Genomic DNA, 25612 nt, shown 5'->3' with positions numbered 1-25612 from the left:
TTGTAAGTATTTCCGCTTATAGCATTTAGTGTTATTTTATACTCCTTTTATATAGTCCGATATATTGCGTATAACTGATAATATTTGTCTTAATTTTATCTAAAAACTCTTTTATTGTTAATCCGGGTTTTAAATCAATATTTTTGTTTAACGCAATAGCGGTAATAATATAATGGTGAGGTTTGCCCGGAGGCGGGCAGGGACCGCCGTATCCGATTTTATTGAAATCGTTTATTCCCTGAAGTCCAAAGTTTGTAATTTCTGTTTTTGGGAGGTTTTCAGGTATTTTGGATATTTTAAGTGGAATGTTATATAAAATCCAGTGTGTGAACACCCCAAAAGGTGCGTCGGGATCCTGCATAATTACAGCTAAGCTTTTGGTGTTTTTCGGAATGTTTTTAATAATTAAAGGAATTGAAATATTTAAGCCATCACAAGTGTATTTTTTAGGAATAAATGCATTGTTTTTAAATGCGGGGGAAAATATTTCAAACGCAAAAAGAATATTTGCAAGTATTAAAATCAGTTTTTTCATTTTTGGCCTTTAAAAAATTCTTTTATGGCTTTTGCGTCTTTTTCGTTTAGAACATCTTTAAGTTCATCAAAAGTGGCTTTTTTTATATTATCAAAACTTCCAAAATAATTCAAAAGTTTTGTCATTTTTGCCTTTCCGATTCCTTTAATTTGTAAAAGGTCTATCTGGGTATCTTTTTTGCGTTTTGTTTTTCTGTGAAATTCTATCGCGAATCTGTGTGCTTCATCCCTTAACATTTGTAAAAACTGCAGCCTTTTGTCATTCTCACTTAGATTTATTTTTTCAACTTGGAACTCGGAACTCGGAACTTGGCTACTAAAATATATAGTGTCCTTCGCCTTACCCTTTGCCCTGTGCGCTTTTGCGTCGATTTTTTCTTTTGATATTGCAAGAACGTCAATATTAGCCCCTGTTGAATCAATAATTTCTTTTGCCAAATTCAGCTGTGCTTTACCGCCGTCTATCAGCCATAGATCAGGAGGAGGGGATTTTTCAAAACTTTGAGCTCTTCTTGTCAGAAGTTCTCTCATCTGTGAGTATTCGTCTTTACCTTCTAGGTGATAGTGTCTGTAATCGCTCTTTTTAAACTTTCCATTTTCCCAAACTACCATTGCTCCGACCGTTGCTTCTCCCTGCATGTGTGATGTATCGAAAATTTCAATTTTATATGGGGTGTTTTCAAGGTTGAATAGTATTTTAAGTTCCTCAAGAATGCTATTTTCTTTTTGATTTTTGATAACTTCAAGAGCATTTAGTTTGGCAAGTTTGATAAGGCTTTTTCTCTCTTTGGTGGTAGGGGTTATGATGCTTATCTTTTTGCCGAATTTTTCGCTTAACACCTGGCTTAGCCACTCCCTTTCTTCAAAGTCGTCACCCACTAAAATCTTACTTGAAGTAAAAGGTGTTTCTGTTGAATAAAATTCAAGTATCGCCCTTGTATAGATTTCTCCTATTTCAGGTATAGTTTGAGAATTAATTACTGAATTGCTACTTGCTACCACTTTTCCCTGTCTAACGAATATCCTGATAACAATCGCCTTTTTATTGAATATTTCAACTGCAAATATATCAAGATCTTCCAGTTTTGCCAGATCCACATGAGAATAAATTTCTGCACTCTCTATCGATTTTATTCTGTCTCTTATTTCCGCAGCTTCTTCGAACTGCAGGTTTTGGGCGTATTTTTGCATTTTTTGATTCAGTATTTCAAGGATTTTTGCTTTGTCATGTATAAGCTCTATCGCCTGATCGACATATTTCATATATTCGCAGCTCGTGACTTTGCCTTCACATGGAGCCAGGCATCTTCCTATTTGATGATACAGGCATGCTTTACCGCTTTTTAAACAGCTTTTTGACTGCACGAGCGGTATTTCTTCATAAATCGTTTTTAGTATTGCACTTGCTCCGCTGCTGAATGGTCCGAAATATTTGATATTTTTGCCTTTTACGACTTTTCTTGTGATTTGCGGCATCGGAAAAGGCTCGTCGAGGTTTATGTAAATGTATGGATATGTTTTATCATCTCTAAGTAAAATATTGTATTTCGGCTTTAGCTGTTTGATTAAAGAATTTTCAAGAATAAGCGCGTCGTTTTCATTTTCTACCACGATATAGTTTATATCTTTAGCTTCGCTTATCATTTTGTAAATTCTGGGTGATAGATTGTCAGCAGGTCTGAACGGGTTAAAACGGAAATAACTTTTTACACGTTTTTTAAGGCTTTTTGCCTTTCCGATATACAGAAGTTTTCCGTTTTCGTCAAAATACTGATAAATTCCAGGCTGATCGGGTAGGGATTTGATTTTTTCACTAAATGACAAGGCTGGCCTTTTTTAGTGAAATTATAATAAAAAAGGAAGAAAATCAGTTTCTTCCAAATGCTCTTTTGATGATGTTTTCATCAGGTTTTGTAAGAGCGGTTACGATTAAAAGTGTAATTGTAGAAAGTGGAAGTGCAATTACGAGAGCGTCAACAAACGCCCATTTGCTGTGACCCAAGATTGAATTCACTCCGAAAAGCGCTTTTGCAATACCCAATGATTTTGCTTCTTTAAAGTGACAAAATAGTAGCCAGAATGATGAAGCGAAAAATCCTACAAGCATACTTGCGATTGCCGCAGGTTTTGTGATTCTTTTACTGAAAAGTCCGAATATGAAACTAGGAAGAAATATTGATGCACAAAGTGCGAAGAAGATTGCCGTAGATCTAGCAATGATTGCTGGTGCTTTTTGGAATTTGTAAGCTAAGAATACTGAGAATAAAATTACGATAACAATACCTATTTTTGTCCAAAGAGTTGTTTTTTCCTTGTCTGCACCAAGACTTTCGAATATATCACGTCCAACTGCCGTTCCCATTGTGTGAAATTGGCTTGAAAGAGTTGACATTGCCGCAGAAATAAGTGCAAAAAGGAAAATAAAACTAAACCAGTGAGGCATTGCGCTGTTAATGAAATGCGGAATTACTTTACCGATTGCACCGGCTGCTTCAAGAGAGTTTTTACCGCCCATATTTTCAAAATACCATGCATTTGTAAGGCTTCCCACTATAAAAATAACACCTGTCATAGCCAAAATAAATACACCACCAACCAAAACTGCTCTATTAAGCTCTTTTTTACTTTTAACAGTCATAAATCTAACGATTAACTGGGGTTGAGCAAGAACACCTATACCTACTCCGAGAGTGATTGTAGTAATTACAAAAAGCCATCCGGGACTCATAAACACAGGCATTTTGTTCCAACCTTCAAATCCCCAAAGCTGTGATAATTTCATCATAAAATCACCGCTTCCGGGAACCAGCTCTTTTAACGATACGCCTGAGAGTCTATCAACTACTGTTACCTGCCATACATGATCAAGTTTGGCAAATGCCGCGTCAATTCCGCCAAGAGAGCTTACAACCATTACGATTAAGAAAACCATCGCTATAAACATTATGCTACCCTGAAGGGCGTCTGTATACATTACACCTTTGAGCCCTCCGGCAAGAACGTAAGCCGTAATTATAAGTGAAAATATTAAAAGTGCAATATGGTAATTAACACCAAAATATACACTTAAAAACTGAACGCCACCGATTAATACTGCAGTAGCGTAAAGCGGCATAAACGCTAAAATAATTACAGCAGCAAATATTTGAATGAATTTAGAATCATATCTTTTCCCTAAAAATTCAGGAAACGTATGCGCGTCAAGTCTTAATCCCATTTTTCTTGTAGGATTTCCAATGAAAACAAAAGCGATAAACACACCTACAAATATATTAAGAAAAGTCAGCCATAAAAGTGAATTTCCAAGCCACGCAGCCACTCCACCAAAACCGACGATAGCAGCGGTTGAAATGAACGTAGCCCCATAACTTAAAGCCATAACAAACGGATGAGTGTCACGACCCGCAAGTAAATAATCGGTTGAAGTTTTTGTTTTTGAATATCCCATCCATCCTAGCCATCCTACCGCTACTAAATACAGGATGATTATTGCAATTTCTAAAAAACTCATAGCAGCTCCTCATTTATTTCTTTTTCTTCTTCAGCCCATTTTGCAAGCAGGGCTTCATTACTTTCCTCATCACCCTTGTTCCAATTTATTATTCCATAAACTACACAAAGAAGTGCACTTAAAATTGTCAGCCAGAATGCCAGACTGACACCCGTGTCAAAATGCGACATTTTTTCTCCTTTTTATTGTCATATCAATTAAATTTTACCTAAATTTATGAAAATTAATCAAAAATTAAAAAATTTTTTGCTATCATTGTTTAAATTCTACACAAAGGTGAAGTATGAAGTTGACATTAATGGGAAATGAAGCGATAGCATACGGGCTTTTGCATTCAAATACAAAAATGGTAAGTGGGTATCCGGGGACTCCCTCGAGCGAGATACTCACAACCGTTCAGAAAATAAAAAAAGACTTGCCAATTTATGCCCAGTGGGCTACAAATGAAAAAGTCGGCTTTGAAGTTGCTTATGCCGGTGCTATTGCCGGTGTAAACGCAGCTGCGACGATGAAACAGGTAGGGCTTAACGTGGCAAGTGACGCTCTTATGAGTGCCAGTTTTATAGGAAACAAGGGAGCGTTTGTATTAATAGTGGCGGACGACCCTGGTTTTAACTCATCACAGACGGAGCAAGATTCAAGGGAATTTGCAAGATTTGCAAGAATTCCCGTAGTCGATCCGGCAACCCCTCAAGAAGCATATGATTTTACAAAACTCGCAAGCGAAATTTCAAAACATTTTGAAATCCCCGTAATGCTCAGAACCGTTATGAGGGTTTCACATTCAAGGGAAATTGTGGAAATTGAAGATAATTTTAAGTTTCAAGACAAAGAAGGTAATTTCGAACGTGATATTCCGAGATGGGCGGCGGTTCCGAGGGCAGGAAGATTAAAACAGGCTTATGAGCAGTTAGATAGATTGGATAAAATAAGAGAATATAACTATAACGAACTTATAAAACCTAAAATTGATGAGCTTAAAGGCACTGAAAATTTAATCATATCAAGCGGAACGGCTTACGGTTATGTAAAAGAAGTTCTTGAAGAACTCGGGCTTGATATAGATCTTTTAAAAATTGACATGCCTTATCCTCTACCTACGGATAAACTTAAAGAACTTGTTAAAAAATATAATAAAGTTCTTGTAGTTGAAGAGACTTATCCTGTAATAGAAGAAGAAATAAGAAGCGAAAACGTTTATGGCAGAATGAGCGGACATATGCATTTAATAGATGAAATGAACAAAGAAAGGGTTCTTGAAGCGTTAACCAAAATAGGGTTTTATGAGGGTGAAAACATTTATAAACCTGTATTTACGCCTGAAAATCCTAAAATGAGAAAACCAAATCTATGTCCCGGATGTCCTCACAGGGATGTGTATTTTGCAATTAAAAAGGTGTTCAGACCTAAAAAATCAATTTATCCTTCAGATATCGGATGTTATACTCTTGGAATCAATCTTGACGCAATCGATACCGTTTTATGTATGGGTGGAAGTGTATCAATGGCTCATGGATTTGCAATAGCCGATAAAAATAAAACTGTGATCGCAACTATCGGGGATTCAACCTTTTTCCATTCGGGAACGGCTCCGCTTATAAACGCCGTATATCAAAAGGCTAAATTCATACTTGTAATACTTGACAATTCTACTACCGCAATGACGGGCCGTCAGACTACACCTGAGAGGGCTACAAGCGGTGAAGTAGATCTTAAAAAGGTAGCCGAAGGTTGCGGTGCGGAAGTGATGGAATATTTTTACAAACCCGATATTAATGAAACAATCAATTTCTTTAAAGAGGTTAAAAAAAGATTTGAGGAAGTTGACAGACCGCTTGTGGTAATAAGTCGTCAATACTGCGTGCTTGATAAAGAAAGAGCTACTCAGTTTCTTCCGGGAATTTTTGCTACCGTTGATGAAGAAAAATGTGTGGCATGTGATGTGTGCACAACTCAATACGTTTGTCCTCCAATGCATTACAATGAAAGAGGTAAAATCGAAATAGATCCACTACTATGTATCGGATGTGGGGTATGTATAAGCGGAATATGCCCGACAGATGCGTTTATTCCAAGAAAGGATGAAAAATGAGATATCAAATTGTAGTTGCGGGATTTGGAGGACAGGGAGTTGTTTTTTTGGTTAAAGTATTAAGTATATGTGCGGGTAAAAAGGGATATAAATTTTTAGGAACTGAAAATCACGGAATGAGCCAAAGGGGCGGAAGTGTAAGCTCACATATCAAGATAGGGGATTTTTACAATCCTTTAATTGATCTTGCCCAGGCGGATTTATTAATAGGACTTGATAAAGATGAAGCAATCCTCAATCTTCCATATCTTAAAAGAGGCGGAAATGTAATAGTAAATGCGGACGAATTTCCGGAAATTGACGCAGATGTATTTGCGGTTGACGCAAACAGGCTGGCGGAAGAGGGCGTTTTTGATGCTAAAGGGCTTAATGTCTTTATGCTGGGTCTCGCCCTAGCGAGAGTAAAGGATTTTCCTTTCAGTGTTGATGAGGTAAAAACAGCAATTGAGGAGATAAATCCTAAATTTGCACCTCAAAACTTTGAAATATTAAACAAAGCGCTTGAATATGGAAAGAATTAGAATCTTTTTTGCTGAAGGAAAAGACTTTTCCAAAAATATAGGAATAGAGCTTTTGGAAGTGCATTACGGGTATGCAAAAGCTAAACTTAAAATAACCGAGTTTCATCTTAATCAGGCGGATGTAGCTCATGGCGGGGCGATTTTTACGCTTGCGGATTTTGCTTTTGCGGTGGCGAGTAATTCGTTTGGTAAAGTATCACTCGCAATTAACACATCAATATCTTTTATACATGCCGGAAAACTTGGAGATGAATTGATAGCCGAGGCAAAACTGGTTGATGAAAGCAACAGACTCGGAACTTATGAAGTAATAATTACAAACGGGGAAAAGAAAATAGCGTTTTTTACAGGAACGGTATATAAAACAAAAAGAGATGTTTTAGAAGAAATATAGTTGCGGTTAAAAAATTAAATTGTTAAAAAGGAGTGCTAATGATTTGGAATAAAATAGAAAGTGCAAGCAGAGAAGAAATTGAAAAAGTTCAGTTAAAAAGATTAAAAGATGTCGTAACAAGAGTATATGCCCTGAGTCCGTTTTATAAACAAAAATTTGATGAAATGGGTATAACACCGGATGATATTAAGACTCTTGAAGACATTCAAAAACTGCCGTTTACCAAAAAACAGGATTTAAGGGATAATTATCCGTTCGGACTTTTTACGGTGCCTATGAGCGAAGTTGTAAGAATTCATTCATCTTCCGGAACAACTGGTAAACCAACGGTTGTAGGTTATACAGAGCACGATATGGAAGTGTGGGATGAGGTTATGATGAGATGTCTTTCCATGGGGGATGTAAATTCAAAAGATGTTTGTCACAATGCATATGGATACGGGCTTTTTACGGGGGGGCTCGGCTTTCATGAAGCCGCTCAGAAAATGGGTGCGGCAATTGTTCCTGCAAGCGGTGGATTTACCGACAGGCAGCTAATGCTTATGCGTGATTTCGGAGCGACCGTATTATTCGCCACACCTTCATTTGCGCTTCACCTTGCTGAAAAAGCAAGAGCAGCAGGACCTGATTTTAGAAAAGATTATAAGTTAAGATGCGGGTTTTTCGGTGCGGAGCCGACAAGTGAGGGATTAAGAAAAGAAGTGGCGGAAGCCTGGGATATTGAATATTATGAAGTTTACGGACTTAGTGAAATTATTGGTCCTGGTGTTAGCTGCAGCTGTAATAAAGGAAGAGGGCTTCATATCCAGGAAGATCATTTTTATCCTGAAATAATAGATCCTAAAACGGGAGAAGTGTTACCTGACGGGGAAGAGGGTGAGCTTGTAATTACAACCCTTACAAAACAGGCGCTGCCGATAATCAGATATAGAACGGGTGATATTACAAGGCTTTACAGAGAACCTTGTGCATGCGGAAGAACGTTTGTAAGAATGGAAAGTGTTTTAGGAAGAGCCGATGATATGTTAATTATCAATGGTGTAAATGTATATCCTTCTCAAGTTGAACACGTAATTGCAAACACCGAAGGTGTGACGCTAAATTATCAGATAGTAGCGGATAAAAAAGGCCATCTTGATAAACTTGAAATTTTAGTTGAAGTAAGTGATGATATTATGATGGATAACGTTGCCGCACTTGAGAAAATAAAAAAAGATCTTCAGCAGGCACTTTTAAACAACTTGTATATTAATGCTAATATTATTTTGGTTGAGCCTAAAACAATTGAGAGAAGTATGGGTAAAGCGGTAAGAATAATAGATAAGAGAAAATAGATATTAATGTAAAATGTAAAATGCAGAGGGGTTCCCGAAAAGTTGAAAACTTTTTGGGGTTTAAAAGGTCCCTGAAAGTCGCTAATCTTTTTGGGCTGCAATAATAATTAAAGGATATAAAATGAAGCAGATATCTGTATTTTTGGAAAAAAGAAAAGGAAAACTTAAAGAAATCACATCCGTTTTGGCAAACGCCGGTGTTTCAATAAAAGCTGTAGATTTAGTGGAGTCAAGTGATTTCGGAATTTTGAGACTTATAGTCGGGGATATTGTAAGGGCGTGTGAAGAGATTGAAAAAGCAGGTTTTTCTTTAACACTTACGGATGTATTGAAAATTGAAATTGATGATGAAATAGGGGCTCTTAGCAGGGTTGTGAGTCTTTTTAGCGATAACGGAATAGATATTGAGTATTGTTATACTTTAAACAGCGAAAAGAAAGGAAGTTTTATCTTCAAAATAAATACCGCTCTTTTAAATAAGGCGAAAAAACTTCTTGAAGAAAACTCAATCTCTTTTGAGTAGTTTTTTTATTTCTTCAAATTTCTCTTTTATCTCTTTTTTCTTTGCTTTTATTTCAAAATTTCCGGCCGGTTTGATATAAAATTTGTATATACCTTGTGTTTTAGGTTTTGGGGAGTATTTGAAATTTGTAATTATTTTTTTTGGGTTAATTTTTTTACACATATTTGCACTATGCATTGTTTTTATAATGGAAAAAATAAGGTCTTTATTATAAAAAAGTTCCTGTTTTATCGCCTGATGTGAAACATTTATAAACAAAATTTCACCTTTTAATTGATAGGAGGTAATGTATTTATTGTATTTTGGGGGCAGTAATGATATAATTTTTTTTAAACAACGCTGTTGGTCGATTTTATCCGAATAAGGACTTAATATATGGTTAATTATATAATTGGCTTTTTTCATATCGTTATTATAACGTTTTTTTTTATAGGCTGCGGATATAAAGCGGATCCGGTATGGCCGGGAAAAGAGCAAAATAAAGAGATAAACCAGAGTGATTTGAAAATACTTGAAATTAATTCAACACTTAATATCAGATAGGAGTAATATGAAATTTGATGCTATTATCATCGGCAGTGGTATTGCCGGAATATGGTGTGCAAAATTTTTAAACGATAATGGATTTAAAACTTTGATAATTACAAAAAACCAAGTATGGGATGCCAATAGTTTTTACGCCCAGGGCGGTGTTACGATGGCGCTTGATGAAACCGATGTGCCTGTGCATATTGAGGATACGTTAAAAGCCGGTGCATTTCATAATAAAAAAGAAATGGTGGAAATTTTAAGTAAACTTTCTTTAAAACTTAAAGAAGAAATATTAAATTACGGATTTAAATTTGACCCTGAAATTACAAAAGAAGCGGCACACAGCGTTAGTAGAGTGTATCATGCCGGAGGTGATGCTACCGGAAGGGAACTTCATAAATTTTTGTTTAAAAAAGACAAAAGTTATTTAATGGATGAAACTATTGTTTTTGATCTTCTTTTAAAAGACAATACTGCCTATGGCGTATCGGTATTTAGGAAAAATAAAAAAATAAATATTTATGCAGATAATATTATTCTTGCCAGCGGAGGAATAGGAGCACTTTATAAATACGATACAAATGCCAGAACGATTTCCGGTGATATTCAAGGTATTGCCATAGAAAAAGGAATTAAACTTAGAGATATGGAAATGACTCAGTTTCACCCAACCGTATTTATTGAGATGAAAACATCCCAAAAAATGCTTTTAACAGAAGCATTAAGAGGAGAAGGTGCTCATATAGTTGACGAAAACGGTGAGAGGTTTGTGTTTGAGTATGATGAAAGAGGTGAACTTGCAGGACGAGATATAGTAAGCCGTGCAATATTTAAACACCAGCAAAAAGGCCATAAGGTATTTTTGGATGTGAGTATGTTTGATGAGGAGTTTTTTAAAAACAGATTTCCGACTATTTATAACAAATTAAGAGACTACGATATAAACGTTCCTTATGAAAAAATTCCGATTTCCCCAGCTTTTCATTATTTTATGGGTGGTATTGCGGTTGATTGTAATTCAAAGATTGACGGGTTTGAAAACCTTTATGCAGTAGGTGAAGTAGCCAATACCGGAGTTCACGGGGCAAATAGGCTTGCAAGCAATTCATTGCTTGAGTGTTTCGTATTTGCTAGAAAGGCTGCGGAAAATATTATAAAAGAAAAAGTTAAAACTGACGAAGTCGATTTTGATATTAATAATGAAGAATTATTTAAGGAAAAAGATAAATATTACAAGAATCTTTTAAGAGAACAAATGTGGAAAAATGTTGGTATAATACGAAAAGAAAGTGGTTTAAAAGAGGCCCTTGAGTTTATTGAAAATACAATTCCGAAAGTCGGAAGAATGGCAAAACTAAGATTTTTAACGGCAAGAGAAATCGTTAAAGCAGCTTTAAAAAGAAGAAGATCATTAGGTGCACATTACAGAAAGGATGAACATGCATGAGACATTGATACATGATTTCACCCATACGTGGGTTGGGTATTTAGTTTTATTGGTATTTGTTGTAGGGTATTATTTTATTGCTACTGAAGAAAAATTTGAAATAAATAAAGCAAAACCCGCTTTATTTATCGGAACTTTTTCTTTTATGTTAATTGGTATTTATTTTGCGGTTAATGGTTTAGATCCGACACCTCTACATCATGAGATGCAAAAGCTTATTTTGGAAATTGCCGAAATATTCTTTTTCTTATTTGTGGCAATGACATATATTGAAAGTTTAATTGAAAGAGGTGTATTTGATGCTTTAAAATACAGACTTATTTCTAGAGGTTATAGTTATAAAAAATTATTTTGGATTACAGGAACGCTTGCGTTTTGGATTTCACCAGTTGCAGATAACTTAACAACTGCTCTTATCTTATCAACCGTTCTTTATACTATTGATAAACACAATACGAACTTCTTAGTTCCGGGAGCAATTAATATTGTTGTTGCGGCAAACGCTGGTGGTGCGTGGTCACCATTTGGAGACATTACGACTCTTATGGCTTGGACTGCTGGAAAAGGTGAATTTATCGACTTTTTGGCACTATTTCCGGCGTCAATTATAGGATGGTTGTTAACAGCATGGTTATTAAGTCTTTTTGTTCCTAAAGGTGAGCCGCATTTTGATGCTCTTACAACGCCTAAAACTGAAATCAAAACAGGTGGTATGACAATTGTATATTTAGGAATTTTAACAATTACTATAGCCGTTTTTGGACATATTTTCTTACATTTCCCTGCAATGTGGGGTATGATGTTTGGTCTTGCTATTTTACAACTTTATACGTTTTATCATAAAAGGAAACATAAAGAGCATATCAATATTTTTGTAAATATGGCAAAAGTTGAAAATGATACATTGCTTTTCTTCTTTGGTATTCTGTCAGCGGTAGGAGCGCTTTATTTCTTAGGGTGGCTTATGTATGTAACAAAACTTTATGAAGTAATCGGACCTACATACGGAAACATCGGTGTAGGGTTTATTAGTGCTATTGTTGATAACGTGCCAGTAATGGCCGCAATTTTAAAAGCCAATCCGCCAATGGGTGCAGATGAATGGATGCTTGTTACACTTACTGCTGGGATCGGTGGTAGTATGATTAGTTTCGGTAGTGCCGCTGGTGTTGGTGTTATGGGTAGAATGAGAGGTGTTTATACATTCGGAAGCCATATGAAATATGCCTGGACTGTAGTGCTTGGATACTTTTTAAGTATTGCAATTTGGTATGTTCAATTTGAAATTTTAGGGATTTATTAATCCCTTTTTTTTTGTTTATTATTGGATTTGTAGAATTTAATAATAAGCAAAAATTTAAAGGAGTAAAATGCAAGTTGAAATATTAATACTTGATTTTGGTAGTCAATATACGCAATTAATAGCAAGAAGACTTAGAGAAGAAGGTGTTTATAGTGAAATAGTGCCTTATTTTGACGGTTTAAAAGCTGCAAAAGAAAAAAAGCCTAAAGGTATTATTTTTAGTGGTGGTCCCGCAAGTGTTTATGAAAAAGATGCATACAGAGTTGATAAAGAAATATATGAATTGGGACTTCCAATACTTGGAATTTGTTATGGTATGCAGCTTATTACGGTTGATTTCGGCGGGGAAGTCGTAAGGGCTGACCATCATGAATACGGAAAAGCGGAGCTTTTTATAGATGAACCTCACAAATTGTTTGATGATGTAAGCAATCCTACGGTTGTTTGGATGAGTCATGGTGACAGGGTTGAAAAACTTGCACCCGGATTTAAAAGAATAGCACATACGACAAACGCACCTTATGCGGCAATTGTAAATGAAGAAAAAGAAATATACGCAATTCAGTTTCATCCTGAAGTTACTCATAGCGTTGAAGGTCAGAAAATTTTAAGAAACTTTGCAAGAAATGTTTGTGGTGTAACAAGCAAGTGGGATATGGCACATTTCGCAAAAGAACAGATTAAAAAAATAAGAGAACAAGTAGGTGACAATAAAGTAATCTGTGCTCTTAGCGGCGGTGTTGACAGCTCTGTTACTGCGGCACTTTTACATGAAGCAATCGGTGATAAGCTTGTTCCTATTTTCGTTGATACAGGACTTCTTAGAAAAAATGAAAGAGAGCAGGTAGAACATGCGTTTAAAAACGTTTTACACGTTCCGTTAATTACGGTTGATGCGAGAGAGAGATTTTTAAGCAAACTAAAAGGCGTTGTAGATCCGGAAGAGAAAAGAAAAATTATCGGACATACATTTATAGAGGTATTTGACGAAGAAGCAAAAAAACACAAAGACGCAAAATTCCTGGCTCAAGGAACATTATATCCTGACGTAATTGAAAGCGTAAGCGTAAAAGGGCCTTCTAAAACAATCAAATCTCACCATAATGTAGGTGGTTTGCCTGAGTGGATGAAATTTGAACTGATTGAACCTTTAAGAGAACTTTTTAAAGATGAAGTTAGAAAACTCGGAATTGAACTTGGTCTTCCGAGCGAACTTGTATACCGCCATCCGTTCCCTGGACCTGGACTTGCTATTAGAATAATGGGTGAGGTTAATGAAGAGGATCTTAATATTTTAAGAGAAGCCGATGCTATTTTAATTCAGGAACTTAAAGCTTGGGGATTATACAACGACGTATGGCAGGCTTTTGCAGTTCTTCTTAATGTCCGAAGTGTTGGTGTTATGGGTGATAACAGAACTTATGACAATACCGTGGCAATCAGATGTGTAAGTTCAACTGATGGTATGACTGCAACATTCAGTCATCTGCCGCATGAGTTTCTTGAGAGGGTATCAACCAGAATAATTAACGAAGTTGATGGAATTAACAGGGTTGTTTACGATATTTCAAGCAAACCGCCTGCAACTATTGAGTGGGAATAATTTTAATTGAGAATTGCGAATGGAGAATGCAGAAATACCGGTTTATTTATTAACTGATCAAAAAGTTGAAGGAGTATTAAACTATCCCGTCATAAAAATAAATTTTCTTTCTCCTTCTTTTACTTTTGAAAATATCGACTATCTAATTTTTACTTCAAAAAACGGCGTAAGGGCTGTTAATTACCTTACAGACGAATGGAAAAAATATCCTTCTTTGGCTATAGGTAAAGCAACGGCAAACGAAATAGAAAAACTTGGCGGCAGGGTTGAGTATATTGCAAAATCCGCTTATGGGGATGAGTTCGCAAAAGAGATTAATCAAACTTATAATAACAAAACATTCCTTTTTTTCAGAGCTAAAAAACTCGTGTCAAATATTCAAAAAGAGTTTGTAAACAATACCTTAAAAGAAGTGATTATATATGAAACAAATTGTAATAATCCACAAAAAGAGTTTATTAAGCCATCAGTAGTGATTTTTACATCACCTTCAACTGTCAGGTGTTTTTCTAAATTAAATGATTTTAAAAACATTAAAGCCGTGGCAATTGGCAATAAAACAAAAAAAGAACTTTCCAAACATACTACAGAAATATTTATGCCTTCAACACCTTCAATCAATGAATGTGTAAAACTTGCAAAATCCCTAAAATTACGATAAAATTAAATTAATAAAAGTTGATTGAAAACTTCAATATCTTCTTGATTTTACTCAAAGAATCTGATAAAATTTCGCTCAACCTGGGAGGTGTCGCTACCCGCACATTTTGGGGCCCTACAACCATTCTTATAGAGGAGATGGTAGGGTCGGGGTGTGCGGCGGCTTATGCTGCCCCTAAACCGGCCCTCCTATCCTCACTTTGTGACTTGGCGGAGCCCAAAGTCACTGCGTGAACGCCCTCCCGGGTCTTTAATGATGTTTTTTTGATATTAGTGACAGACACTCTAATTGATTAAAAACAAAAGAAAAAAGAGATTAATAATATTCGTTTCCGAACTCTTTATCAATAGACTCTTCCAGTTCTTTTTGTGCTTTTTCCGATTGAAATTTCTGCCATAGTGCTTCTTGATTTCTTAGCGAAGATTTAATTACTTCTTTAACTTTTGTGGCATTAAGAGGCACACCTACTAACACAAAAAGAGTTTTATCGGGCGCTATCCACATATTAAGCTGTTTAGAACCTGTAAGTGTCTGTTTTGTTAATTGTTTTGAAACATATTCGGTTACTTTTTCTACAGAGTCAATGTTTGCTCCTGTTGTTGCCATGTAGTTTTTAAACATATTTTTGACTTTGGTTTGTAACTGCTTAGCTATTTCATCTCTTGCTATTGCAATAGCTTCGCTTCTTTGAAAACTAAAACCAAGAGGTGTAGGTTTTGCACTTCCTACCGCTGTTATATAATCTTTGATATCACCACCCGTGCACACCCATTTTGGTGCTTGAGTGTCTTGTATTATACATTCACCGCTTACCTGAGGTGAAGTTTGAGGTTTTGGAGCTTCTTTAGACGAACAACCTATAAAAATTAAACCTGCACAGATTATTAATGCCGTTTTTAGTTTCATTTTAAGCCTTTTTTGATAATTATAGCAAAAAACGGATATATTAAACTATAGTGATAAAAATGTAACTTTGATATAATTTTTAAATTGAAGAAATATCAAATTATCTATCTGTCTTCTAAATTTATCACATGGAGAAATCGTATGACATTGTTTGAAGAGTTGATAAAAATTTTGCAAAACAGCGAATTTATTGATGAAGAAGGAAATATTTTAAAAAATAAAATAATGGAATCTTCACTGAAATTAGATGATAATCTAATAAAGCTGCTTATTAAAAATGAAAAAATAAAAAATCATTTTTTTAAAAGAATTGATGATATTTTATTGTTTGATAAAGATAAATTTATAAAATTTATAGATAATAAGGAATTTTTACCTAATTCTTACACATCTTTTAAAAATAAAATAGGGCTTACAGATGAAAAAGGGCATTTTATTTCCAAAAACAAAGAGATTGTGCTGGTATGGCCTTATAAAGATTGTATTCTTGAAGGAGGCCAGGAAAAAGCTGATGAAAAAAGAAAAGAGATTTTTCATAACGTAATACTTGCGCCGGATGAGATAGATAGGTTATTGGAACCAAAAGTATTTACAAATTTCAAAAAAATAGATAAAAACGGCGAAAATATATTTGAAAATTTTAAAAGAGACATCGAAATAAATATTAAAAGAAATTTACCTAAAAACACCATTACAGACAATTTAATAATAAAAGGAAACAATCTTTTGGTGTTGCATTCTTTGTTAAAAGAGTTTAGGGGTAAAATAAAACTTATATACATAGATCCGCCTTATAATACAGGAAATGATGAGTTTAATTACAATGACAGCTTTAATCATTCTACATGGCTTACATTTATGAAAAACCGCTTGGAAGTAGCCAAAGAGCTGTTAAGTGAAGATGGTGCCATATTTGTGCAGCTGGATGATAACGAACATGCATATTTAAAAGTATTGATGGATGAAGTGTTCGGAAGAGAAAATTTTAAAGAAAGCATTGTGGTTAAAACAAGCACACCAAGCGGTGTAAATGCAGTAAATGTTAAAAGAGGTGAGAGGTTGTTTAAGGTTAAGGAATATATTCTGTTTTATTCTAAAAAACCTACATTTAGATTTAAACCTTTATATATTAAAAGTAGTTTTAATCCAAATTACAGATATGAAGTTATTTTAGAAAATGGAAAATATCATGTAAAAGATTTGAAAAAAGAGTTTAATGATTTAAAAAAACTTGAAGAATATGCCTTAAAAAATTATGAAAACATATATTCGCTTGAAAAAAACAATAAAAAAGCGGGCGAAAAGGTTAAGCAGATAATTGCAAAATCAAAAGAGACGGATGAAGTTATTGAATATATAAATACAAAAGGCGAGAAAGTTTTAATTTATAAAGGCGGAGTGTTTATTCCTTTAAAAGAAAGAATTGTAAAAGAGAACAATATTAATTATTTTGGGACACTGATTTCCGATTTGTGGGATGATGAGATATTCCAAACGAATAAAACCGAAGGTGGTGTAAGTCTTCCAAGCGGAAAAAAACCGGAGAAACTTTTAAAAAGAATATTGGAATTAACCACTAATGAATATGACATCGTTTTGGATTTTTTTATGGGAAGCGGCACAACCTGTGCGGTTGCTCATAAGATGAATAGACGATATATCGGTATAGAGCAGTTGGATTATGGTAAAAATAGTGCTGTTGAGAGATTAAAAAACGTAATAAATGGTGACAAAACCGGTGTTTCGAAAGATTTAAACTGGAAAGGCGGAGGAGATTTCGTTTATATGGAACTTATGAAAAACAATCAAGAGTTTATCGACAAAATACAAAATGCATTATCACTAAATGATATACTTAAAATATGGGATGAGATGAAAACACACTCTTTTTTAAGCTATAAAGTGGACATTCTTCAGTTTGATAAAAATATGGAAGAATTTAAAAAGCTTGATTTAAACGAACAAAAAAATATTCTTTTGGATCTATTGGATTATAACGAGCTGTATGTTAATTACAGCGAAATAGAAGATAAAATATATAACATTGATGAAATTGACAAAAAGTTAAATTATTCTTTTTATAAAAAGGAAAAAATTAATGAACTATAAAGAAGATAGAAGTTTTACGGAATATGTTCATAAAAATATCGCTCTTGAAAAAATTTATAATAATCTTGGGTGGGAAAAAGTAAACATCGATATAAATGCCGCAGAATTGCTTGACATAAATAAGGGGATTGACAGAATATTTAAAACGCCCCAAAATGATATTGTAACGGTTCAAGAGCGGTTTAGAACCAAAAAATATTTTTATTTTAATGATTTTACAATACGATACACCAGAGAAAAAAACCAAAATATAAGCAGAAGAAAGTCCGAATTTTTTAAAATTGAGGCGGATTTTTTTGTATATGGCATAACAAACTGCGAAAACAATCAAAGCATGAGACAATGTGATGATTTTTTAAAATTTGCGGTAATTAATATGGATATAATCAAAAATATGTTGGATAGTAACCTGATAGAAATAGATAAAAATTTAAATAAAAAAGTTTCAGAGATTAGAAAAGGCAAAATTATTGCACCAGTTTTGACAAATCATGACGGCTCTTCCGAGTTTATTGCATTAAAAATTGATCAAATATATGCATTAAATCCCAACAGCATCGTTTTAGAAAAAGGTTTTATTAATGAATAGCGAGTTGTTAAGTCAGCAGTATGATATTTTATCAGAATTTGGTTATTTAAAAAGAGAAATTCCTGAATGTGTAGTAGATAATTTAAATCCTAAATTCAATTTAAGGTATTACCAAAAAGAGGCACTGGCAAGGTTTATACATTATTTAAATGAAAACCCTAACAAAATTAAACCAATACAGCTTTTATTTAATATGGCTACGGGGGCCGGTAAAACTCTTTTAATGGCTGCAAACATATTGTATTTGTATGAAAGGGGTTATAGAAATTTTATTTTTTTTGTTAACAGCACTAATATTATAGAAAAAACAAAAGACAATTTTTTAAATCCTTTATCCCCAAAATATTTATTTAACGAAAAAATAAAGTTTCAAAATAAAGAAGTTAAAATAAAAGAAGTATCTAACTTTTACGAAGCAAACGCAGAAGAGATAAACATAATATTTACGACGATTCAAGGACTTCATTCTCAATTAAATATAATTAGAGAAAATTCGATCACCCTTGAGGATTTTAAGGAGTTTAAGGTTGTATTAATATCTGATGAAGCTCATCATATTAATTCGTTTACCAAAAACAAATTGACGAAAAAAGAAGAAGAGCTGCAAAATTCATGGGAACATACCGTCAATAAAATTTTACACTTAAATAAAGAAAATATTTTACTTGAATATACCGCTACCATTGATTTGGAAAACATAGCAATATACGAAAAATATAAAAACAAACTTATTTATAAATATGACTTGAAAAATTTCCGGGCAGATGGATATTCTAAAGAGGTTAAAGTATTACAGGCGGATTTAAACAAGAATCAGAGGATGCTTCAGGCGGTAATTTTAAGCCAATACAGAAGAAAAATAGCAGAAAAGTATAAAATAAGACTAAAACCAGTAATTCTATTCAAATCTAAAAGCATTAAAGATTCAAAAGAAAATTATGAATTATTTAGACACACCATTGAAATGCTTTCAAAAAAAGATATTTTGGATATAAAGGCACATTCTTCCGATACGATATATCAAACCATTTTTGATTATCTGGAAAAAAACGATATCTCGATTGATAATTTTATATATGAAATAAAAGAGGATTTTTCGGAAAATAAATGTGTTTTAATGGATTCGGAAAACATAGATAAAGATAAACAGATAAAATTAAATACTTTAGAAGATCCAAACAATGAAATAAGAGCTATTTTTACCGTCAAAATGTTGGATGAAGGATGGGATGTATTAAATCTTTTTGATATCGTTAGACTTTATGACACAAGGGACGGCAAATGGACAAAGGATGGTAAATATATACCCGGAAATACAACCATATCGGAAAGGCAGCTAATAGGTAGGGGCGCTAGATATTATCCTTTTAAATTCAACGATGAAGACCCGTATAAAAGAAAATTTGACAATCAACTAAACCACGAACTCCGTATCATAGAAGAACTTTATTATCACAGCACTCATAATCCAAGATACATAAAAGAACTTACTAATGCATTAATAGATTATGGAATAATGCCAAGTAACGAAAAAGAGATTCTCATAAAAGTCAAAGAAGATATTAAAAAAAGTGACTTTTATAAAAAAGGTGTCGTTTTTGTAAATAGAAGAATTAAAACGGATAAAAAGAAGATAAAAAACCTTAAAGACATTAATATAAACAAAATTTTTAAATTAAAGCTTCAAACCGGTATCAATACAGAAATTGCGATTTTGAAAGAAATATCTTCAAATACTTATATAGAAAATTCAACTTTAAAAACCGATATGAGTTATTTTGGCATTGCTGTTATAAGAAAAGCAATGGCGAAGTTGGATTTTTATACATTTGATAATTTAAAAAAATATTTTCCGGCATTAAAATCTTCTTTGGAATTTATCGATTCGTTAAAAGATATAAAAATAGAGATAAACGGCTCCAAAGAAAAGTTAAATAACCTAACACCAGATGAAAAACTGGATATTTGCATAAAAGTTTTAAAAGAACTCGAAAAGGAAATTATCAGCAATAATACGGACTATATCGGCTCAAAAGAATTTATACCTGTAAAAATCAAAAATATTTTAAAAGACAAAAAAATAAAAGTCTCTTCGGATGAGAGAGGTGAACGCGAAACAGGCATTTCGATGTCTGAATCAAAACATCAGGAATTGGTATTAAACTTAAAAGATAAAGAATGGTATCTTTTTGAAGAAAATTACGGAACTTTTGAGGAAAAAGCGTTTATTAAATTTATTGACGATGTTTATGATAAACTAAAAAACAGATATGAAAAAGTATATCTTTTAAGAAATGAAAAAATGTTTAAAATCTACAATTTTAACGACGGAAAAGCATTTGAACCCGATTTTGTTTTGTTTTTGAAAGGGAAAAACAAAAATAAAACACTTCAAGTTTTTATAGAACCAAAAGGCAAACATCTAATTAATACGGATAAATGGAAAGAAGATCTTTTACTGAGAATAGAAAAAGAATACAAAATAAAACCAAATGTTGATTTGTTTGAGGAAAGTGATGATTATATTTTAATTGGTATGCCGTTTTTTAATGAAGATTTGCGAATTAAATTTGAGAAGAAGTTTAAAGAGTTGTGTTAATTAAACTAAAAATGCTAAGGCTTATATAAGATTAAATTTGTATAATTCACAAAACATAAAATAAGAAAAATACTAATTAAAATAAATAAAAAAGTTGAAAAATAATATTATAAAAATAAAAGGTGTGAATAAATGTTATTCAATGATATAGAAACAAAAAAAGATTTTTTTCTTACTTCATTAAGAAGTAAAAATTCTACTAAAAACAAATATAAAAGATATGGAGGAGCACCTATAAGATATCCAGGTGGTAAAAGTTTAGCAGTAGGTTATATATTAGAATTGTTACCATCTAATGTAGAAAAAGTTATAAGTCCTTTTATTGGTGGTGGTAGTGTAGAAATTGCAATAAGTAAAGAATTAGAAATTCCTGTAATTGGATATGATATATTCGATATATTAGTTAATTTTTGGCAAGTGTTATTAAATCCAGATTTAAAAGAAAAAATGTTAAATATTTTATATGAACTAACACCAAATAGAGAAACTTACCACAAAGTAAAAGAAGAATTAAAAAAACACTGGCAATGGAGCCAATACAAAAAAGGTTCGGAAGATAATTTAATCCAAGACAAAGTAAAACTCGCAGCATATTATTATTTTAATTATAATTTAAGCTATGGTCCAGGATTTTTAGGATGGCCAAGTTCAGTGTATTTAAATGAAAAAAGATATTTTACATTGTTGGAAAAATTAAAGAGTTTTGAAAATGATAAACTGGAAGTATATTGCTCTGATTTTAGAGATGTATTAAAAAAACATCAAAATGACTTCTTATATTTAGATCCTCCTTATTATATAGGAGAAGATAGTAAAATGTTTAAAGGTATTTATCCAATGAGAAATTTTCCAGTTCATCATAATGGATTTCCTCATGAAGTATTAAGAGATATGTTAAAAGAACACAAAGGAGGATTTGTATTAAGCTATAATGATTGTCCTACTATTAGAGAGTATTACAACGATTTCGAACAATATTTTCCATCTTGGCAATATACAATGGGACAAGGAGAAAAAAGAATAGGAAAATATAGGAAAGAAAGAGAATGTAATACTAATATAAAAGAAAGTCATGAAATTTTAATATATTGTCCTCCAAAACAATAAAAATAATGTTATTTATTTCCTGTTCTTTTTTTATGGTAATTTAAATAATTTTGATAATTTACTGCAGGATATGATTGATTGTTCTCTTGAAAGTTCCAATCAGGGTATAATAATATTTTATTACTTATAATTTTTTCTATAGTCTCTATTTTATCTTTATTATCTTCATTTTGTTGAATTAAAAGCTCTTTATAAATTTCAATTATTTCTAAAAAATAATTGAATAGTTTCTTTTTTATATTAGTCGTATTTATATTATTAATTTTTTTTATTTCTTTTTTTATAGACTCTAATTTCTTTTTTATCTTTTTTTCGTTTTCTTTATTTAAAGTATTAAATTTTTCTATTAATTTCTCTAAGTTTTCTTTAAGACTTTTAATATTATTTTCATCGCTTTCATCAAGAATATTTGTAATGTCGATTTTTTCAATTCCTAGGATTTTTTTAATTAAATCATTAATCTCATCTTTGTATGTATAACTTAAATATATATTGTTAATATTTGTAATTTCATTTATAAAATATTTTTTTGGATTTTGTATCGCTTCAATGTATTTTTTTTCTATTTTATTAATAATGTTTTCAATTGTATCATCTTTTTTTACTTGTATATTTATTAATTTATTTTTATTATTGTTGATTATTTTTTTTATTTCTTCAACATTTTCATTTTGTAATTCTTCTAAGTTTTCTTTAATTTTTGAATAATCTTCTTTTAGATGATTATAATTTTCTAATGTTTCATAAATTCTTTCTAAATCATCGTTTATTAAATTCATTAAATTATTTTCTTTTAAAATGGTTAAATATTCACGAAATTTTTCTGGAACTTCTTTTTTAAATTCTTTTATAGATAGACAAGTAATATATTTATAGTAATTATATAATGTTTCCATTTGATAAAGTAAATAATCTAATTTACATTTATCTTCCATTTCTTTAAAACTTGCGATTTCTATTTCTTCAGTATCAAATAAACCATTAACATTTGCTTTAACTTTAGGAGATGTTATCATATAAACTTCTACATTTTTTTTATTATTTAATTCTTCTGCTATTAGTTCATGTATAATAAATCTTACTGGTCCAGGACTTCCTTGCTTAGCGTTTTCATAAAAAGCAATAGTTGTTTTTATGCCTCCTTTTGAGGCTGATCCTCCTATTTTTTTTATTTCATTATTAACTACAAATAAATATACTCTTGGTATATCCTCAATGTATTTTTGTTCTGAAAAATCGTTAAGTTTTTTAAACTTAATAAGATTATTATTTTTATCATTTTTTTCAAATTTTCCAACTTTTTCAGCATTTTTAACTACATTTATTTTCATACTTTCTCCTTTTTAAAAATATAATATTATATTTTTAAAAATTACTCAAATATTTAAACCCCAAATGTTTAGCGAATAGATATAGTGAAAATGAATCTACTTTTTTATTATGTATACGTCTGATTTTTTTTATCCTTTTTTGTTCCATTACAAACGCTTCCCTGATAGGAGCTTTAAGGAAATTTCGTTTATTTTGTGATAAGTCCTTTTGAGCTAAAACGATTAGATAATACTCAAAACACGGGTGTTTGTATAGGATTCTGTTTTTGAAATAGGGATAAAATAAGCTATATTTGTTATTTGCCGAGCAGGATTTAATAACTTTCGGGAGGGTTTTAGAATAGGTTTTTTTACTTATATGAATAGTTTCGTTGATTTCTTTGTAAGAAGGGATATCAACAATAAGATGATGTTTTGAAACTCTTGAATAATAAGGGTTTGAGGTGTTTAGGTTTTTACCCAATGCGTAAACAATCAACGGCGGTACGTATTCGCTACCCGCATTTTTCCATCCGTTGAGTCTGAGTCTGTATCCGATAAAATGCGAAAGTTCGTGAAGCAAGGCGTTATATATCAATTTGTCGAATTCCTTTTTTTCTTTTTTGTTTATATATTCTCCGGGATAATTTAGAACGATATATCCGTTTAGCCGTCTGTTCACAAGGTTTGTAAGTAGTCCGTTGTCGAAATAGCTGCAGCTAAAATACGACTGGTTGCTATCTTTTATAACGATTAATTTCGGATGTGATTTGAGAAGATTTAGTCCTATGTAAAAATTTTCTTTTATCAGTTCTTTTTGTAAATCGTTTAAGACTTCGGTATAAACATTTTGAATGTCTTTTTTAATATATCCGGGTGTTGATCCGGAACTGTCGATAAGTTTACCGATAATTTTTTGCTCGTGAGAAACGGCTTGTTTACTGAAAATGTAAAAATTTACGCCTTCACCGATAAATATTCCGATTATTACATAAAAAGCGATCTGTTTTATTAGATTAGTTTTCATTTGCTCTCCTTTTTGAGAGCATTATATACCTTACATGGGGAAAAACATTTCCCCGTCCTTAAACATTGAATTTTCCGCTGAACTGGTTGGCTATATACATAGCGTAATTGTCAGTCATTCCGGAAACGTAGTCAGTTATTTTTAAGAGGTTTTCGTAATATGAGGAGTTTTCCTTTGGTCTTTCGTCAACGGAAATAATATCAAGAAGCCTTTGGTGTTTGAAAGACAGGTTTTTTATTTGTTTGACTTTGTCGAGTAGGTATACCGTTTCAACGAGATTGTTCATGATGATACTGATTATTTCGTAAGCACCTATTTCTATTTCCACAACCCTTTTTTGGACGAAAATGTTTTCGAAATTTATTTTTTTTATCGTATCGAATATTTTGTTTAGTTTTTTGTTGTTAAGGTTGTCGATAAGAGAACCTTTGTAATTACCTTTCATAATATTGAAATAATTGTTTTCAAATTCCTCAAATATCATTTTGATAAGAGAATCTATCGCTTTTGCCCGCAGACGGGATACACGTTTTCTTTTATTCGGGATTTTTTCTATTTCTTTAAGGTAAGAACCGTTTTCGTTTTTTAGTTCGATAATATCGCATAGTATTTCTTTTGCTTCGTTGTATGAGATTATCGAAAGTTCCACAGCATCCTCAAGGTCAAGTATGCTGTAGCATATATCGTCCGCCGCTTCCATCAGATATGAAAGAGGGTGTCTAATATATTCTTCGTTGTTTTTTAATTCCAGATAAGTGAATATTTCCTCAAAGACTTTTTTTTCAGACTGAAAAACGTTAAATTTCTTAACGGCTTTTGGAGAGTCGGAAGTCCAGGGATATTTGACCACACTCGCAAGACTTGCGTATGTAAGTCTCATACCTCCATTCATATATTTTTCCTCAAGTTTAGTGAGTATTCTAAAACCCTGTGCGTTGCCTTCAAATTTTAAAAAGTCTTGTTTTTCATTCGAAAGATTTTGCAGATATCTCTCACCTTCGCTTTCAAACCAGTGTCTTATAGCGAACTCGCCTGCATGTCCGAACGGTGGATTGCCTATATCGTGAGCCAGACACGCGACCTGAACGACGGAAGCTATGTCGTTCGAGTCGTAACCGTTTGGTAAATCGCCTCTGTTTTTTAAAAATTCTCCGACCATAAGTCCGAGACTTCTTCCCACCGAGCTTACTTCCAATGAATGTGTAAGTCTTGTATGAACATGGTCGTTTTTTGAAAGAGGGTGAACCTGTGTTTTGTTACCGAGTCTTCTGAAAGAATTTGAGAATATTATTCTGTCGTAATCTTTTTGAAAATCGCTTCTTATATCTTCGATTGAAAGGTTTTCTTTCTCTCCGTGTCTTTTGGTGCTTAAAAGTTTATGCCATCTTTTTTTCATAGGGTGCCTTTATTTGATTAAGTTAATCGTTTTTTCAGTTTTAATTATAAACTAAACCTGTTTTTTATAATTTTATATTAATATTTTTTTCCTTTCTATGTTTATTTAAATTTAT

At 32.5% G+C, this 25612-nt stretch carries 23 protein-coding genes; 14 read left to right on the top strand and 9 right to left on the bottom strand.

The genetic code is table 11. The annotated features are described in order from the left end of the window. Positions 1-31 precede the first annotated feature (31 nt). The 4 genes from ACYQ19_RS01515 to ACYQ19_RS01500 are packed head-to-tail and all read right to left on the bottom strand — an operon-like array spanning position 32 to position 4215. The gene (locus tag ACYQ19_RS01515) at positions 32-535 is read right to left on the bottom strand and encodes a YbhB/YbcL family Raf kinase inhibitor-like protein (RefSeq protein ID WP_459977663.1); all 504 of its coding nucleotides are present in this window, start codon (positions 533-535) and stop codon (positions 32-34) included. After that, complete coding sequence (gene uvrC / locus ACYQ19_RS01510; RefSeq protein WP_459977661.1) at positions 532-2358, bottom strand: excinuclease ABC subunit UvrC; 1827 nt, start codon at positions 2356-2358, stop codon at positions 532-534. The genes ACYQ19_RS01515 and uvrC overlap by 4 nt, the downstream gene beginning before the upstream one ends. A 43-nt stretch (positions 2359-2401) precedes the next feature. Then, on the bottom strand, positions 2402-4045 hold the full coding sequence (locus tag ACYQ19_RS01505) for a sodium:solute symporter family protein (RefSeq protein WP_459977659.1): 1644 nt from the start codon (positions 4043-4045) through the stop codon (positions 2402-2404). After that, positions 4042-4215, bottom strand: coding sequence for a symporter small accessory protein (locus ACYQ19_RS01500; RefSeq protein ID WP_459977657.1), 174 nt, complete (start codon positions 4213-4215; stop codon positions 4042-4044). Before ACYQ19_RS01500 ends, ACYQ19_RS01505 begins: the two co-directional genes overlap by 4 nt. Positions 4216-4328: 113 nt before the next feature. Here ACYQ19_RS01500 and ACYQ19_RS01495 point away from each other — a divergent pair, with 113 nt between their 5' ends. The 5 genes from ACYQ19_RS01495 to ACYQ19_RS01475 all read left to right on the top strand — a co-directional run bounded on the left by ACYQ19_RS01495 (position 4329) and on the right by ACYQ19_RS01475 (position 8909). Then, on the top strand, positions 4329-6137 hold the full coding sequence (locus ACYQ19_RS01495; RefSeq protein ID WP_459977655.1) for a thiamine pyrophosphate-dependent enzyme: 1809 nt from the start codon (positions 4329-4331) through the stop codon (positions 6135-6137). After that, the gene (locus ACYQ19_RS01490; protein WP_459977653.1) at positions 6134-6658 is read left to right on the top strand and encodes a 2-oxoacid:acceptor oxidoreductase family protein; all 525 of its coding nucleotides are present in this window, start codon (positions 6134-6136) and stop codon (positions 6656-6658) included. Before ACYQ19_RS01495 ends, ACYQ19_RS01490 begins: the two co-directional genes overlap by 4 nt. Beyond that, entirely contained in the window at positions 6645-7052 is a 408-nt protein-coding gene (locus ACYQ19_RS01485) for a PaaI family thioesterase (RefSeq protein ID WP_459977651.1), read from the top strand. The genes ACYQ19_RS01490 and ACYQ19_RS01485 overlap by 14 nt, the downstream gene beginning before the upstream one ends. A gap of 38 nt (positions 7053-7090) precedes the next feature. Continuing rightward, positions 7091-8386, top strand: coding sequence for a phenylacetate--CoA ligase family protein (locus ACYQ19_RS01480; protein WP_459977649.1), 1296 nt, complete (start codon positions 7091-7093; stop codon positions 8384-8386). A gap of 121 nt (positions 8387-8507) precedes the next feature. After that, on the top strand, positions 8508-8909 hold the full coding sequence (locus ACYQ19_RS01475; protein ID WP_459977647.1) for an ACT domain-containing protein: 402 nt from the start codon (positions 8508-8510) through the stop codon (positions 8907-8909). Here the strand turns inward: ACYQ19_RS01475 and ACYQ19_RS01470 are convergent. Then, positions 8892-9167, bottom strand: coding sequence for a hypothetical protein (locus ACYQ19_RS01470; protein WP_459977645.1), 276 nt, complete (start codon positions 9165-9167; stop codon positions 8892-8894). The two genes, ACYQ19_RS01475 and ACYQ19_RS01470, sit on opposite strands and share 18 nt — an antisense overlap. Positions 9168-9284: 117 nt before the next feature. On the opposite strand from ACYQ19_RS01470, the gene ACYQ19_RS01465 reads away from it, so the two are divergent. The 5 genes from ACYQ19_RS01465 (at position 9285) to ACYQ19_RS01445 (ending at position 14454) form a co-directional block, all read left to right on the top strand. Then, a complete protein-coding gene (locus ACYQ19_RS01465) occupies positions 9285-9452 on the top strand; it encodes a hypothetical protein (RefSeq protein WP_459977643.1) in 168 nt (55 codons plus the stop codon). 7 nt (positions 9453-9459) lie between these two features. Continuing rightward, on the top strand, positions 9460-10887 hold the full coding sequence (nadB, locus tag ACYQ19_RS01460; protein ID WP_459977641.1) for an L-aspartate oxidase: 1428 nt from the start codon (positions 9460-9462) through the stop codon (positions 10885-10887). Beyond that, positions 10880-12190 carry a sodium:proton antiporter NhaD gene (gene nhaD / locus ACYQ19_RS01455; protein ID WP_459977639.1) on the top strand — a complete coding sequence of 437 codons (1311 nt, stop codon included), beginning with the start codon at positions 10880-10882 and terminating at the stop codon, positions 12188-12190. Before nadB ends, nhaD begins: the two co-directional genes overlap by 8 nt. 67 nt (positions 12191-12257) lie before the next feature. Continuing rightward, positions 12258-13793, top strand: a complete 1536-nt coding sequence (gene guaA, locus ACYQ19_RS01450) for a glutamine-hydrolyzing GMP synthase (protein ID WP_459977637.1) — start codon at positions 12258-12260, stop codon at positions 13791-13793. Positions 13794-13812: 19 nt separating this feature from the next. Next, positions 13813-14454 (top strand): uroporphyrinogen-III synthase, encoded by a 642-nt coding sequence (locus ACYQ19_RS01445; protein WP_459977635.1) that lies wholly within the window; start codon positions 13813-13815, stop codon positions 14452-14454. Positions 14455-14769: 315 nt separating this feature from the next. Here the strand turns inward: ACYQ19_RS01445 and ACYQ19_RS01440 are convergent, their stop codons facing one another. Then, positions 14770-15360, bottom strand: a complete 591-nt coding sequence (locus ACYQ19_RS01440; RefSeq protein WP_459977633.1) for an LPP20 family lipoprotein — start codon at positions 15358-15360, stop codon at positions 14770-14772. Between the two features lie 141 nt (positions 15361-15501). Between ACYQ19_RS01440 and ACYQ19_RS01435 the strand changes: the two genes are divergently transcribed. The 4 genes from ACYQ19_RS01435 (at position 15502) to ACYQ19_RS01420 (ending at position 21764) form a co-directional block, all read left to right on the top strand. Continuing rightward, on the top strand, positions 15502-17469 hold the full coding sequence (locus tag ACYQ19_RS01435) for a DNA methyltransferase (protein WP_459977632.1): 1968 nt from the start codon (positions 15502-15504) through the stop codon (positions 17467-17469). Continuing rightward, entirely contained in the window at positions 17459-18058 is a 600-nt protein-coding gene (locus tag ACYQ19_RS01430) for a hypothetical protein (RefSeq protein ID WP_459977630.1), read from the top strand. The genes ACYQ19_RS01435 and ACYQ19_RS01430 overlap by 11 nt, the downstream gene beginning before the upstream one ends. Next, complete coding sequence (locus ACYQ19_RS01425; protein WP_459977628.1) at positions 18051-20657, top strand: DEAD/DEAH box helicase family protein; 2607 nt, start codon at positions 18051-18053, stop codon at positions 20655-20657. Before ACYQ19_RS01430 ends, ACYQ19_RS01425 begins: the two co-directional genes overlap by 8 nt. 132 nt (positions 20658-20789) lie before the next feature. Further along, a complete protein-coding gene (locus ACYQ19_RS01420; protein WP_459977626.1) occupies positions 20790-21764 on the top strand; it encodes a DNA adenine methylase in 975 nt (324 codons plus the stop codon). Between the two features lie 8 nt (positions 21765-21772). On the opposite strand, the gene ACYQ19_RS01415 is transcribed toward ACYQ19_RS01420, so the two are convergent. The 3 genes from ACYQ19_RS01415 to ACYQ19_RS01405 are packed head-to-tail and all read right to left on the bottom strand — an operon-like array spanning position 21773 to position 25497. Then, complete coding sequence (locus ACYQ19_RS01415; protein ID WP_459977624.1) at positions 21773-23095, bottom strand: GIY-YIG nuclease family protein; 1323 nt, start codon at positions 23093-23095, stop codon at positions 21773-21775. Positions 23096-23129: 34 nt separating this feature from the next. Further along, a complete protein-coding gene (locus tag ACYQ19_RS01410; RefSeq protein ID WP_459977622.1) occupies positions 23130-24101 on the bottom strand; it encodes a hypothetical protein in 972 nt (323 codons plus the stop codon). Positions 24102-24159: 58 nt separating this feature from the next. After that, positions 24160-25497 (bottom strand): deoxyguanosinetriphosphate triphosphohydrolase, encoded by a 1338-nt coding sequence (locus ACYQ19_RS01405; protein ID WP_459977620.1) that lies wholly within the window; start codon positions 25495-25497, stop codon positions 24160-24162. Positions 25498-25612: the final 115 nt, after the last annotated feature.

Source organism: Nautilia lithotrophica, from assembly GCF_054656815.1.
This window is presented reverse-complemented; position numbering and strand designations above follow the sequence as displayed.

What these genes read in the sequence shown, in the direction of transcription:
- ACYQ19_RS01515 (WP_459977663.1), bottom strand. Translation starts at nt 535, where the DNA reads ATGAAAAAACTGATTTTAATACTTGCAAATATTCTTTTTGCGTTTGAA.
- ACYQ19_RS01505 (WP_459977659.1), bottom strand. Translation starts at nt 4,045, where the DNA reads ATGAGTTTTTTAGAAATTGCAATAATCATCCTGTATTTAGTAGCGGTA.
- ACYQ19_RS01500 (WP_459977657.1), bottom strand. Translation starts at nt 4,215, where the DNA reads ATGTCGCATTTTGACACGGGTGTCAGTCTGGCATTCTGGCTGACAATT.
- ACYQ19_RS01495 (WP_459977655.1), top strand. Translation starts at nt 4,329, where the DNA reads ATGAAGTTGACATTAATGGGAAATGAAGCGATAGCATACGGGCTTTTG.
- ACYQ19_RS01490 (WP_459977653.1), top strand. Translation starts at nt 6,134, where the DNA reads ATGAGATATCAAATTGTAGTTGCGGGATTTGGAGGACAGGGAGTTGTT.
- ACYQ19_RS01485 (WP_459977651.1), top strand. Translation starts at nt 6,645, where the DNA reads ATGGAAAGAATTAGAATCTTTTTTGCTGAAGGAAAAGACTTTTCCAAA.
- ACYQ19_RS01480 (WP_459977649.1), top strand. Translation starts at nt 7,091, where the DNA reads ATGATTTGGAATAAAATAGAAAGTGCAAGCAGAGAAGAAATTGAAAAA.
- ACYQ19_RS01475 (WP_459977647.1), top strand. Translation starts at nt 8,508, where the DNA reads ATGAAGCAGATATCTGTATTTTTGGAAAAAAGAAAAGGAAAACTTAAA.
- ACYQ19_RS01465 (WP_459977643.1), top strand. Translation starts at nt 9,285, where the DNA reads ATGGTTAATTATATAATTGGCTTTTTTCATATCGTTATTATAACGTTT.
- nadB (WP_459977641.1), top strand. Translation starts at nt 9,460, where the DNA reads ATGAAATTTGATGCTATTATCATCGGCAGTGGTATTGCCGGAATATGG.
- nhaD (WP_459977639.1), top strand. Translation starts at nt 10,880, where the DNA reads ATGCATGAGACATTGATACATGATTTCACCCATACGTGGGTTGGGTAT.
- guaA (WP_459977637.1), top strand. Translation starts at nt 12,258, where the DNA reads ATGCAAGTTGAAATATTAATACTTGATTTTGGTAGTCAATATACGCAA.
- ACYQ19_RS01445 (WP_459977635.1), top strand. Translation starts at nt 13,813, where the DNA reads ATGGAGAATGCAGAAATACCGGTTTATTTATTAACTGATCAAAAAGTT.
- ACYQ19_RS01440 (WP_459977633.1), bottom strand. Translation starts at nt 15,360, where the DNA reads ATGAAACTAAAAACGGCATTAATAATCTGTGCAGGTTTAATTTTTATA.
- ACYQ19_RS01435 (WP_459977632.1), top strand. Translation starts at nt 15,502, where the DNA reads ATGACATTGTTTGAAGAGTTGATAAAAATTTTGCAAAACAGCGAATTT.
- ACYQ19_RS01430 (WP_459977630.1), top strand. Translation starts at nt 17,459, where the DNA reads ATGAACTATAAAGAAGATAGAAGTTTTACGGAATATGTTCATAAAAAT.
- ACYQ19_RS01425 (WP_459977628.1), top strand. Translation starts at nt 18,051, where the DNA reads ATGAATAGCGAGTTGTTAAGTCAGCAGTATGATATTTTATCAGAATTT.
- ACYQ19_RS01420 (WP_459977626.1), top strand. Translation starts at nt 20,790, where the DNA reads ATGTTATTCAATGATATAGAAACAAAAAAAGATTTTTTTCTTACTTCA.
- ACYQ19_RS01415 (WP_459977624.1), bottom strand. Translation starts at nt 23,095, where the DNA reads ATGAAAATAAATGTAGTTAAAAATGCTGAAAAAGTTGGAAAATTTGAA.
- ACYQ19_RS01410 (WP_459977622.1), bottom strand. Translation starts at nt 24,101, where the DNA reads ATGAAAACTAATCTAATAAAACAGATCGCTTTTTATGTAATAATCGGA.
- ACYQ19_RS01405 (WP_459977620.1), bottom strand. Translation starts at nt 25,497, where the DNA reads ATGAAAAAAAGATGGCATAAACTTTTAAGCACCAAAAGACACGGAGAG.